General features: G+C 45.4%; 9 protein-coding genes. 4 read left to right on the forward strand and 5 right to left on the reverse strand.

What is annotated here, in order from left to right:
* Positions 1–6 precede the first annotated feature (6 nt).
* Both BC643_RS08135 and BC643_RS08140 read right to left on the reverse strand, forming a co-directional pair.
* Positions 7–879, reverse strand: coding sequence for a FecR family protein (locus BC643_RS08135; RefSeq protein ID WP_120272613.1), 873 nt, complete (start codon positions 877–879; stop codon positions 7–9).
* Between the two features lie 2 nt (positions 880–881).
* Positions 882–1,364, reverse strand: a complete 483-nt coding sequence (locus BC643_RS08140; protein WP_120272614.1) for an RNA polymerase sigma factor — start codon at positions 1,362–1,364, stop codon at positions 882–884.
* A gap of 177 nt (positions 1,365–1,541) precedes the next feature.
* On the opposite strand from BC643_RS08140, the gene BC643_RS08145 reads away from it, so the two are divergent.
* The 4 genes from BC643_RS08145 to BC643_RS08160 all read left to right on the forward strand — a co-directional run bounded on the left by BC643_RS08145 (position 1,542) and on the right by BC643_RS08160 (position 4,590).
* Positions 1,542–2,408, forward strand: coding sequence for an N-acetylmuramoyl-L-alanine amidase-like domain-containing protein (locus BC643_RS08145; RefSeq protein ID WP_120272615.1), 867 nt, complete (start codon positions 1,542–1,544; stop codon positions 2,406–2,408).
* Positions 2,409–2,462: 54 nt separating this feature from the next.
* Positions 2,463–3,428 (forward strand): lysophospholipid acyltransferase family protein, encoded by a 966-nt coding sequence (locus BC643_RS08150; RefSeq protein ID WP_120272616.1) that lies wholly within the window; start codon positions 2,463–2,465, stop codon positions 3,426–3,428.
* 11 nt (positions 3,429–3,439) lie between these two features.
* Entirely contained in the window at positions 3,440–3,961 is a 522-nt protein-coding gene (locus tag BC643_RS08155; RefSeq protein WP_120272617.1) for a hypothetical protein, read from the forward strand.
* Between the two features lie 185 nt (positions 3,962–4,146).
* Positions 4,147–4,590 (forward strand): META domain-containing protein, encoded by a 444-nt coding sequence (locus tag BC643_RS08160; RefSeq protein ID WP_120272618.1) that lies wholly within the window; start codon positions 4,147–4,149, stop codon positions 4,588–4,590.
* 81 nt (positions 4,591–4,671) lie between these two features.
* On the opposite strand, the gene BC643_RS08165 is transcribed toward BC643_RS08160, so the two are convergent.
* The 3 genes from BC643_RS08165 to argH form a co-directional block, all read right to left on the reverse strand.
* Positions 4,672–6,159, reverse strand: a complete 1,488-nt coding sequence (locus BC643_RS08165; RefSeq protein WP_120272619.1) for a glutamate synthase subunit beta — start codon at positions 6,157–6,159, stop codon at positions 4,672–4,674.
* Between the two features lie 21 nt (positions 6,160–6,180).
* Entirely contained in the window at positions 6,181–10,767 is a 4,587-nt protein-coding gene (gene gltB, locus BC643_RS08170; protein WP_120272620.1) for a glutamate synthase large subunit, read from the reverse strand.
* A gap of 318 nt (positions 10,768–11,085) precedes the next feature.
* Positions 11,086–12,417, reverse strand: coding sequence for an argininosuccinate lyase (gene argH, locus BC643_RS08175; RefSeq protein WP_120272621.1), 1,332 nt, complete (start codon positions 12,415–12,417; stop codon positions 11,086–11,088).
* Positions 12,418–12,562: the final 145 nt, after the last annotated feature.

The following is a 12,562-nucleotide window of genomic DNA, read 5'->3' on the forward strand; positions in this document are numbered from 1 at the left end:
TTCAGGTTAGTTGCTTTTTTCAATCCGGAACACGCCCGGTTGTTCTTCTGTAAATTTAAGACTAAACGGCCGACAAACATAGCCAAGAACCTGTTTCACATCAGTTTGCTTCTCAAAATTACCGCTATATGTGAAATTAATTCCGTTATCTACATGAAAGGTAACCTTATATTGACGTTCAATTTCATCAAACACTTCCTGAATTGGTCTGCCTGCGAAAACAAACCGGTTAGTAATCCAGGCAATCGATTCCGAAGCTACTACCGTTGACTTTGTCAATTCAGCACCTAACAATTCTGCCTTTTCGTTGGGCGACAAAACAACTTGTTTCTTTTCATCCGTTGTTGAAACCTGAACTTTGCCGGTCAAACAAGTAACGCGGTAAGCATCATCGCGTGCAAAGATGTTGAAGCTTGTGCCCAGTACTGCTGTATTTCCTTTTTCAGAAGCAACCACAAAACGACTTCCTTTTTGCACCTCGAAATAAGCTTCTCCGTCCAGCTCTACTTCACGTGAAACCTGCCACCAATACGGATGCCAAGTTAGTTCAGATCCGGCGTTCAACTGCACTTTCGACTGATCAGGCAGTTCAACCAACCGATGCTCACCAGCCGAAACGATTGCTGATTCGGTGTAGAAACGCATAAAGGCAGTTGTTCCCAAGAGTAAAACAAACACCGCAGCAACGGCCCATTGCCAAGTCGAACGATTCAAAGCGATCACTTTCGCCGGTCGCTTCTGTTCCGTCAACTGACTTTCCATCTTCGTCCAAATATCTTCTGCCGATGATTCCCATTTGACGGTCACCTTCGAATTCAGCTCCTCCAGTTTTTGCCAGTTCGGGCTCGATGAATCACTATGTTTTGAATTTGTTTTCATGATCAACTCAATTTCATTTTTAATTGGCTTAAAGCCGCGCTCATTCGTTTCTCAACCGCTTTAACACTTAGCTCCAGTCGCTCAGCTATTTCGTGGTATTTCAGCCCATCCAGCCGGCTCATGAGAAAAACAGTTCGTTGTTTGTCCGACAGCCCGGCGAGTGCTTCCTCGTAGCGACTCTTCAACTCGTCGTATTCCAATTGTTCATCGGGAGACTCTTCTGTGAAATCCAGCTTTAGCTTTTTCTGGTACTCCCACTCGACCTGCTGGTGGCGGTATCGGCTAACAAACAGATCGGAGGCCATTTTGTACAGTAAGCCGGAGTTTTCTTTGGGCTGATAAGCAACCTGCTTTTCCCAGAGTTTCATAAACGCTTCCTGAGCAATATCGGTCGCCAACTCCCGATCACCCGAGCGGTAATAAATGTACCGCCGTATGGCATCGAAATACTCGTCGAACACTAATTTAAATTCTTGCGCTGTCAACTTTCAAAACGTTTTGTCATAAAAACAGATCCTTGTAAAACTCTCCTGAAATTCAAGTGAATAATTTAAGGAATTCTCTGTTCTTTTCATGCGGATACCGCTCCAAAATCTGTTTACCCTACCTGCACGACGATAATTTTTGTAATTTCCCAACTCCAACAGAAAAAAAGATTGACCATGAAAATATTTCCGACAGTTGTACTATTGCTTCTAGTATGCCAAATAACCACCGCATGGGCAAACAGCCCTGTTGAGCACCAATCATCACAACCTTTGTGCAGCAACGATAGTGTATTGGTGGAAACCAAGCTCACTGAATTTGCGGAGGTCAAAAACCTGCCGTCGGGCGAATTGCTTGAGAAAATCGGACAAAGCTTTTTGGGAACGCCATATGTTGCCCAAACACTGGAAACCGGCAAGGACGAAAAGCTGATTGTCAACCTGCGCGAACTTGACTGTACCACTTTCGACGAAACCTGCCTGGCACTGATGCTGACGGTGAAATCGGGAGCGACCGATTTTACAGCTTACAAAAAGCAATTGGAAAAGGTTCGGTACCGAAACGGGGTTCGGGAGGGCTACTTATCTCGGCTGCATTATTTCTCGGAATGGCTTTACAACAATACTGAAAAAGGTCTGGTTACACCGTTGGACAACAGCTTTCAAACTAAAGTTGAAAAACCAATCAACTTCATGTCCTCCCACCCGGACAGTTATCCGGTTTTGAAAGAAAACCCGGAGCTGGTACCTCAAATCGCTCAGCAGGAAGAATTGATCAGCGAGCGCACACGCTATTTCATTCCCAAAGAAAAACTTCAGGCGAACGAGAAACATTTGAAGGACGGTGATATTGTAGGGCTGACGACCAGTATCGCCGGGCTGGATATTGCCCATGTAGGGTTAGTGATTTGGGTTGATGGACGCGTTCACCTGCTGCATGCCTCTTCTGCATTAGAAAAAGTAGTCATCTCCGATGTTCCGCTAGCCGATTACCTGGGAGCTAAAAAATCGTTTACCGGTATCATGGTTGTACGCCCCAATTGAATATCAAACATTTTGTAAAAAAGTTCTACTTTTGGAGCCTGAAAAGAGTTACCCATGAAAACTTTTGGTCAAAAACTTACCGTCCTCCTTTTAAAAGGAATCGCTTATCTGCCCTTTTGGGTTTTGTACGCCTTATCCGATTTCTTTTTTGTACTGATTTTTCACCTTGTGGGCTACCGCAAAAAGGTAGTCTACCAAAACCTTCGGAATTCGTTTCCTGAAAAATCAGCGGAGGAAATTGACAAGATTGCCCGAAAATACTACCGCCATTTCTGCGACCTGTTCATGGAAACAGCGAAATTCGATCGTCTCTCGGCCAAAGAACTCGACAAACACATTCGGTACGAACACCTTGAACGTTTAAATGATGTTTTCGATCAGGGCAAGGGAATGTTGTTAATCTGTTTCCACTACAACAACTGGGAATGGAATGCAAGCATGATACAATTCCTCAAGCATGATTTCCTGATGGTATTCAGCCCTATGAAAAACAACCCGTCCATGGAAAACTATGTCACCAAGATGCGCACTAAATTTGGAGCATTGAAGGTTCCCATGCAGAATGCCCCCAGGGCATCGTTCAGCTTAAATCAAGGGCCAAACTATGGCATCATGTGGCTGGCTGCTGACCAAACACCTCCTGCTGCATCGCAATATTGGACGACTTTTCTAAATCAGGAAACTCCTTTTTTCAGTGGCCCACAGAAAATTGCACTAAAAACAAACGTCCCGGTATTCTTCCACTACATCCATAAAGTGAAACGAGGGCAGTATGTGGTCGACTTCTTCGAAATGACCCCGCATCCGGTTCAGGACGGAGAACATGCTGTTCTACTGGATTATGTCGACATTGTTGAGAAACTAATCCAACTTAGACCTGAGTTTTGGCTGTGGTCTCACCGCCGCTGGAAACACAAGCGCTCGGAAGGCCAGGAATTGATTCCAAGAAACAAAACAAACCGCTTCGACAAACAAATTGATGAGATGTTTGAACGACTCAATCAAATCAAATCACTTTAAATAACGCGAAGATGAAACAGCTGTTGAAAATCCTCCTTTTACTGATATCATTTTTGGCTTGCCACACGACTGATGCACAGTCAGAAACAACTGGAAACCTGGGAAAAACGCAAGCTTATGTTGACGATGCCTGGTTTTGGGGACAGGAAACAGCAACTACACTTGAATTCAACAACAGTGCTACAAACCTGGAGGACATCCGTCGCAATTGTTTCGAAGCACTCTCGGCCATGGACAGCATCGACATGAAATTACAGCTGGCTACCTACAGTTTGGATGACGCATACTACGAAGCCAAGGATCAAGGGCAAGGCGACGCAGCAGCCAGCATCCGAAAAATAAAACCCGATTTGACCGCAGCAGCAGAGTCACTCGTTGAATCACGAAAAAACCTGGACGCCGTGTTGGACGAAACCGATTTGACAGCCATCAGCCAAAAGCTGTTCGATGCAGTTGAACGGCTGCAGGATTGCCGTCAATCGGTAAAAAACGCACAAAAGAACCTAAAAAATATCCGGAAGCAGAAAAACTAAAAGCGATCGGAAGCACCACCACTTCGCCCTTAAAACGGATATATTAATCATCTCGAAATCAAGCAACTCCTATTCCACCGGCGCCGCGAATCAAAAATGGGCATACAAATTGATTGCATGATCGGGATCGCTGCATTCTGTTTCAACAGCAACGATCATGAAACAATCATCTAAAAACAGAACACATGATACGTATTTTCATTTTTATGCTTCTCGTGGCATTGACTGCCATCTCGTGCAAACATGGCGAAAAACTCACTAAAGCAGAACAGTCTCAACAAGCAACAATAGTCGAACTGTCGCAACTACAAGGACAATGGCTCCTGAAAACCATTGACGATGAGCCGATCCAAATGCCAGAGCAAAAAGAAGCATTCCTCGAGTTCCACAGCACAGAGAGCCGTTTCTCCGGATACGCCGGCTGCAATCGTTTTGGAGGGCAAGTTGAAATGACCAACAGCGAACTATCCGTTGGAATGATTATGGCAACAAAGATGTATTGCCCGGGTATTGATTTGGAAAGCCGTCTAATGGCAATGCTTCAAAAGAGTAGCTGGAAAGTAAATCTGCTTAATGATGTTCTTGTGCTGAAAAACGAACAGCATTCGATCGAACTACAACGAAAATAACACCGCTAGAAAAAAAGAAATCCCGGCCTAAACCGGGATTTTCTTTTCCATTTTGTTATGCTAAAAAACTAAATATACAGATTATGGTAGCACGGTGTCGCCCATCAGATAGCGGTCAACTTCGCGAGCAACTGCACGTCCCTCGTTAATTGCCCATACCACCAATGATTGTCCGCGACGAGAGTCACCGGCCGCAAATACTTTCTTCAAGCTGGTTTTAAACTCACCGTACTCTGCTTTGTAGTTTGAACGGCCATCACGCTCGAATTCCAGTTCTTCAGCGATTTTGTCTTCCGGTCCAAGGAAACCCATTGCCAGAAGAACCAAGTCCGCTTCCAAACGACGTTCTGTTCCCGCAATTTCTTTCGGGTACATGCCGCCTTCTTCCGTGCGAGCCCATTCAATATTTACCGTGTGAATAGCAACCAAATTACCATTTTCGTCGCCTTCAAATTTTTTGGTCATCACCAAATACTCGCGAGGATCTTCGCCTTGTTTGTAGATCGCTTCGTGCTGACCATAGTCAACTTTCAGCGATGCCGGCCATTCGGGCCAAGGATTCACGTCGCGGTTACGATCGTTCGCTGGACGAGGCATGATTTCAAACTGTTTCACGTTCGCGCATCCGTGACGCAACGATGTTGCTACACAGTCGGTACCGGTATCACCACCACCAATTACGATCACGTTTTTACCTTCAGCTGAAATGTAGTTGCCATCTTTCAGTGCGCTATCCAGCAAGCTCTTGGTGTTAGCACGCAGGAACTCCATGGCGAAATGAACGCCTTTCAACTCGCGGCCCGGAACTTTCAGGTCACGCGGTTTGGTAGCACCATTAGCCAATACTACAGCATCGAAATCTTTGTGCAATTTCTTCGCGCTGATGTCTTTTCCAACTTCAACACCTGTTTTGAAAGTCACCCCTTCGGCAGCCAACAAATCAACACGACGCTGAACGACTTCTTTGTCGAGTTTCATATTTGGAATACCGTACATGAGCAAACCACCAACACGGTCGTCGCGCTCGAATACGGTTACCAGGTGACCGGCTTTGTTCAACTGCGCAGCGGCAGCCAAACCGGCAGGTCCTGATCCGACAACGGCAACTGTTTTACCCGTACGGTATTCAGGCGGCTCAGGTAACACCCAGCCGTTTTTGAAACCAAAATCGATGATCGTACGCTCGTTATCGTGAATGGTCACAGCTGGTTCGTTGATTCCCAATACACAACCCGCTTCACAAGGAGCCGGGCAAACGCGGCCTGTAAACTCCGGGAAATTGTTGGTATGGTGCAAACGCTCCAGCGCTTCACGCCAACGACCACGATAGATCAGGTCGTTCCATTCCGGAATCAGGTTGTAAACCGGACATCCGGAAGCACCGTTGTGCATCAATTCACCGCGGTGGCAGAAAGGAATACCGCAATCCATGCAGCGTGATCCCTGCGTTTCGCAAGTTTCCTGATCGCGCAGAACGTACACTTCGTTCCAATCTTTCAGACGTTCTGCTATCGGGCGAGTTGGATTGGCAACTCTTTTATATTCTAAAAATCCTGTAGGCTTTCCCATTTTTTCTATTCAAAAATTGAATTACTTTTCCAAAGACATATCGAACGCTGCGTCGATAATATCGTCTTCTTTTTCATATTTACCGGTGCTGCGGGCTTTTTCAATGAAGCCAAGCATGCGTTTGTAATCGACTGGAAGAACTTTCACAAATTTCGACAAGCTGTAGTCCCAGTCAGACAGAATGTACTCTGCTACGGCAGACCCTGTTTTCTCCAGGTGCTTTTCGATCATTGCTTTCAATTCAGCTTGTTCAGCAGCATCGTCTACTTTCTCCAAACCGATCATTTCCATGTTACACTTCGCGGGGAAGGTTCCGTCGGCATCAAGTACGTAAGCGATACCACCCGACATACCTGCACCGAAGTTGCGACCTGTTTTACCCAGGATCACGGCCTTACCGCCAGTCATGTATTCGCAACCATGGTCTCCGATACCTTCTACCACTACCTTCGCTCCCGAGTTACGAACACAGAAACGCTCACCGGCAATACCACGGATATAAGCCTCGCCTCCAGTTGCCCCGTAGAAACAAACGTTACCTACAATGATGTTTTTCTCGGGAACAAACTGTGCATTTTTAACCGGGTAGATGGACAAGTGACCGCCTGACAAACCTTTTCCAAAGTAGTCGTTTGCATCACCTTCTACTTCCAATTCTATCCCTTTACACATAAAGGCTCCGAATGATTGACCTGCAGAACCAGTCAGTTTGAAGTGAATTGTTCCGTCGGGCAGACCTTCGCCTTTATAAACCTTAGTTACTTCGTGCGAAAGAACAGTACCAGCACTACGGTCGGTGTTCACAACAGGGAACTCACCGTAAACTTTTTCACCTGTTTTGATGGCATTCTGTGCTGCTTCAACAAATTTCCAGTCCAGAATTTCTTCCAGTTGGTGATTTTGTTCTTTCGTTTTGTACAAGCCTTGATCGGCACCGATTGTCTCTTTGAACAAGATCGGGCTCAGATCCAGGTTTTTATATTTCCAGTGGTCCACATCGTCTTTAAATTTCAGACATTGTGACTGACCAATCATTTCTTGAATCGAACGGAATCCTAGCTCGGCCATAATTTCACGTAAACCACCTACCAGGAAGGTAAAGAAGTTCACCACATGGTCGGGATTACCGGTGAATTTGGCGCGAAGATCTTCGTTTTGCGTAGCCACACCTACCGGGCAGGTATTGCTGTGACACTGACGCATCATGATACAACCTTCAACAACCAGCGCGGCAGTTGCACATCCCCATTCTTCGGCACCCAACAAAGTTGCGATCGCCAAGTCGCGAGATGTTTTCATCTGACCGTCAGCCTGCACCGTGATCCGATTACGCAAGCGGTTGCGCACCAACGTCTGGTGAGTTTCGGCCAAACCAAGCTCCCAAGGCAAACCAGCGTGTTTGATCGAGCTTAGCGGCGATGCACCTGTACCACCGTCATATCCGGAGATCAGAACAGCATCGGCTTTTGCTTTACAAACACCGGCAGCAACAGTACCAACACCTGTTTCAGAAACCAGCTTCACATTGATACGGGCGTCGCGGTTACTGTTTTTCAGGTCGAAGATCAATTGTGCCAAGTCTTCGATTGAATAGATATCGTGGTGTGGCGGAGGAGAAATCAAACCTACCCCCGGGGTTGAACCACGCACCCGGCCAATCCAACCGTTTACTTTGTGTCCCGGAAGCTGACCACCTTCACCAGGTTTTGCGCCCTGAGCCATTTTAATCTGAAGCTCTTTGGCCTGACTCAGGTAGTAGCTGTTCACACCAAAACGTCCTGAAGCAATCTGCTTGGTAGCCGAACACATGTCGTCGCCGTTTGGCAATTTGGTGTAACGAATCGGGTCTTCACCACCTTCACCTGAGTTAGACTTGGAACCAATACGGTTCATCGCAATCGCCAGGGTCGTGTGTGCTTCCCACGAAATAGAACCGAATGACATCGCTCCAGTTGCGAAACGCTTCAGGATGCTGTCTGCCGACTCAACTTCGTCAATCGAAATAGACTCGCGATCAGAGTTGAAATCCATCAAACCACGCAAGGTGTAAGCTGCCTTGGTTTGATCATCAACAAGCTGACAATATTGTTTGAATGTTTTGTAGTCGTTTGTGCGAGTTGCCTTTTGCAACAGGTTTACTGCTTTCGGAGACAACAAGTGACGTTCGCCACCAACTCTCCATTTGTATTCACCACCAGGTTCAAGCACTTTCGAGCCACCCAAGCGAATCGGGAATCCCTGACGGTGACGCATCAAAGCTTCTTTGGCAATATCATCCAATGACAGACCTTCGATACGGCTAACAGTTCCGGTGAAGTATTTGTCGACAACTTCTGAATTGATTCCCAAAATTTCGAAGATCTGTGCACCTTGGTATGAAGCCAAAGTTGAGATACCCATTTTGGAGAAGATTTTCAACAAGCCGCCATTAACAGCCTTGATGTAATTTTTAACCGCTTTCTCTGCCGTAACAGCACCCAACTTGCCATCGTTTGCCATTTGTTTGATGGTGTCGATTGCCATGTAAGGATTCACTGCAGAAACGCCGTAGCCCAGCAAAGTTGCCAAGTGGTGTACTTCGCGAACATCACCAACCTCCATGATGATATCAGCTTTACCACGTTTACCGATACGAATCAGGTGGTGGTGTACAGCTGAAGCGACCAATACCGAAGGAATCGGCGCATGGTCGGTACTTACAGAGAAGTCAGACAACAGGATTATTGAGTAACCTTCGTCGATGGCGTCTTCAACGTAAACACACAAACGTTCCAGCTTTTTCTCCAAAGTGCCTGGTTTTCCATCGGCGTGGAAAACGATGCTGATTTTCTTGGTTTGGAAGTGCGCATGGTCAACATACGACAACTTTACCAATTGTTCGTTGGTCAGAACCGGCTGCTCAATCGCAATACGACGGCAGTGTTCCGGAGATTCTGTCAGAATATTTTTGAATCCACCGACATAGGTACGCAAGTCCATAACGATACGCTCACGAATCGGGTCAATCGGCGGGTTGGTTACCTGGGCAAACAACTGTTTGAAGTAGTTCGACAGCAATACCGGACGATCAGAAAGCACAGCCAACGGGTTATCAGCCCCCATCGAACCAATTGCTTCTTTACCGGTTTCAGCCATCGGCTTCAACAGTACTTCCAACTCTTCATGCGTAAAACCAAATGCTTTTTGACGCTTGAACAGTGTTTTCTGATCCGGCTCTTTCAATTCCAAATCAGGAATAGAAGGCAGATCATCCAGGTAAGTCATATTTTCTTTTACCCAATCACCATAAGGTTGACGGGAAATAATTTCAGCTTTAACTTCTTCATCGGAGATAATGCGACCTTGTTCCAAATCGGCCACAAACATTTTACCCGGCTGCAGACGACCGCGAACTTTTACGCTGGCGTGGTCTACATCCAATGCTCCCGATTCTGATGCCATGATCAGCATATCGTCGTCAGTTACGCAGTAGCGTGAAGGACGCAATCCGTTACGGTCGAGTGTTGCTCCAACTAAAACACCATCTGTGAAACAAACAGACGCCGGACCATCCCACGGTTCTGTCATGGCAGAATAGAATTCGTAGAACTCTTTTTTCTTTGGATCCATGTGTGGGTCGTTTTGCCAAGCTTCCGGAATCAGCATCATCAGCACATGAGGCAATGAGCGTCCGCTCAACACCAACATTTCGATGGCCATATCCAGGTTCGCGCTATCTGATGCTTTCAAATCGCAGATCGGGAAAATCATTTCCAGTTCTTCACGAGTGAACAGCGTTGATTCCAGCAGTGCTTCGCGGGCACGCATCCAGTTCACGTTACCTTTGTTGGTGTTAATCTCGCCGTTGTGAGCGATATAACGGAAAGGCTGCGCCAATTTCCAACTTGGGAACGTATTGGTTGAGAAACGAGAGTGAACCAAGGCGATAGCACTAACAGCTAACGGGTTGGTCAAATCTTTAAAATAAAGTGAAACCTGTTCTGTTGTCAACTGACCTTTATAAATAATGGTCTTGTATGAACAGGAGATAATATTTAAACCGTCGTATCCGATGCCGGCAACCGATTCACGAACCAGACGTTCTGTATATTTTCTGAAAACGAAAAGCTTACGATCGAACTCTTCAACCGTCATATCATCGGGTTTGCCGATGAATAATTGTTGCACGTAAGGTTCAGTCGCGCGCGAGTCACGACCAAGGTCAGAGTTGTCTACCGGAACTTTGCGGTATCCCAAAAACGGCAAGCCAAATTTGGTCAGGTTTCTTGAAATAATATCCTTGCATTCCGAGCGTTTTCGATCATCCATTGGAAAGAAAATCATGGCCACGCCATACTCGCCGAAAGTCGGAAGTTTGATTCCGTCCTTTGGGCATTCTTCCATGAATAGTTCATGGGGAATCTGAATTAAAATCCCAGCTCCATCCCCACTTTTAATATCATATCCGGTACCGCCCCTATGTTCCATCCGAGCCAACATAGCTAAAGCGTCAGAAATAACCCGATGTTGTTTCCGACCTTTCAGGTTAGCTACGAATCCGATCCCACAGCTACCATGTTCAAATTCAGAGCGATAAAGACCCTGTTGTTTGGGAGTTTCTAACTGCATCTTTTATACATTTATATTTTAATCACCTAAGTCTCGGGTATGCCCCCAAGACACAACAAAATCACTGAAATAGCAACAGTGATTTAAAACTATAAGCAAAACCCGCGAAAATCTTACGAAGTGAAAGCAAAAATAGCCATAAAACGAATATAATCCAACGTCGGATTTGAAAAAAGCTGTTCGAGAACATAGACCACCCCCTTTACTTTTACCTCTCAATTTCATAATAGGGTGAAATCGAACAACTTACACTACACCATTAAATAGTGTCTAAATTTGAAAAAAAATGAAATATAACGTTTTATTAACAGGATGACACTATTTCAGCAACTTAGCAATCGAATCATCGACCTTTTTAAAGTTAAATTGGGCAAGAATTGCTTTCATTTTTGCATCAATTTCAGGAAGGCACAAATTGCCTAAACTTCCTTCATGTGTATGCTTAATTTCACGACTTGGATTGTAATTCCCAGCCTGAATTTCAAGACCTACTTTTTTATAAGCATCGCGGAACGGAACGCCGTCAATCACCAACCGATTGACATCTTCTACACTATAAACGTACTTATAGCGCTCATCGTTCAAAATATTCTCTTTAACTGCGATTTCAGTCAATGCAAAATTGGCAATCTCCAGGCAATTCTTCAGATCCTGGAAGGATGGCAGGAATACTTCTTTTACAATCTGAAGGTCTCTGAAATAGCCACTTGGCAGGTTATTAACCATCAGCATAATCTCAGTCGGCATGGCTTGAATTTTATTGCAGTGCGAGCGCAACAATTCAAAAACATCCGGATTTTTTTTGTGCGGCATGATACTCGACCCGGTTGTGAGTTCATCTGGCAAACTTACAAATCCGAAGTTTTGACTCATAAAAAGGCACACATCGTAAGCAAGTTTGGAAAGTGTGGCAGCAATCGACGAAAGTGCGAAACCAACAATCTTCTCCATTTTGCCACGTCCCATTTGGGCATAAACAACATTGTAGTTCATTTGCTCAAATCCGAGCAAATCGGTTGTCATTTGGCGATCGAGTGGAAAAGACGAGCCGTAACCGGCTGCTGATCCCAGCGGATTCTGATTGGCAATCCGATAAGCAGCGTGCAATAGCAGGAAGTCGTCAGCCAAACTTTCGGCATAAGCACTAAACCACAAACCAAACGACGAAGGCATCGCCACCTGTAAGTGGGTATACCCTGGCATCAGCACATCCTTGTATTTATCGGCTTGTTTCAGCAACGTTTGGAAGAGCTGCTCACCAAGAACAACAACCTCGCGAATTTCGTGGCGGGCAAATAATTTGAGGTCCAGCAAAACCTGGTCGTTTCGCGAGCGGCCACTGTGAATTTTCTTACCAATGTCGCCCAGCTTACGGGTCAACATCGTTTCAACCTGGGAATGGACATCTTCAACGCCTTCTTCAATCTGAAATTCTCCTTTTTGAATCAGCGCGTAAATTGCCTTCAATTCACTCAACAACAACGCAAGTTCATCCTTCGGCAACAAATTGATTTCCGACAACATGGTACCGTGAGCCATCGAGCCCAACACATCAAACGGAGCCAGGTATAAATCCAGCTCGCGATCTTTACCAACAGTAAAATCTTCAATCAGTTTATTTACAGAGTAACCTTTGTCCCAGAGTTTCATTTTCGAAAATTTTGCCCAAATATACTTATTTATATTATTACAAAACCGTTTATTTTCCTTTACAAAGCTCCTTCAGGACGCGAGCCATTGAGAAAAAAGCTCAATTTTGCAGGGATATTCAAACAATCGAATGAAACAGAAGGCA

The organism is Mangrovibacterium diazotrophicum (genome assembly GCF_003610535.1).
GTDB lineage: Bacteria > Bacteroidota > Bacteroidia > Bacteroidales > Prolixibacteraceae > Mangrovibacterium > Mangrovibacterium diazotrophicum.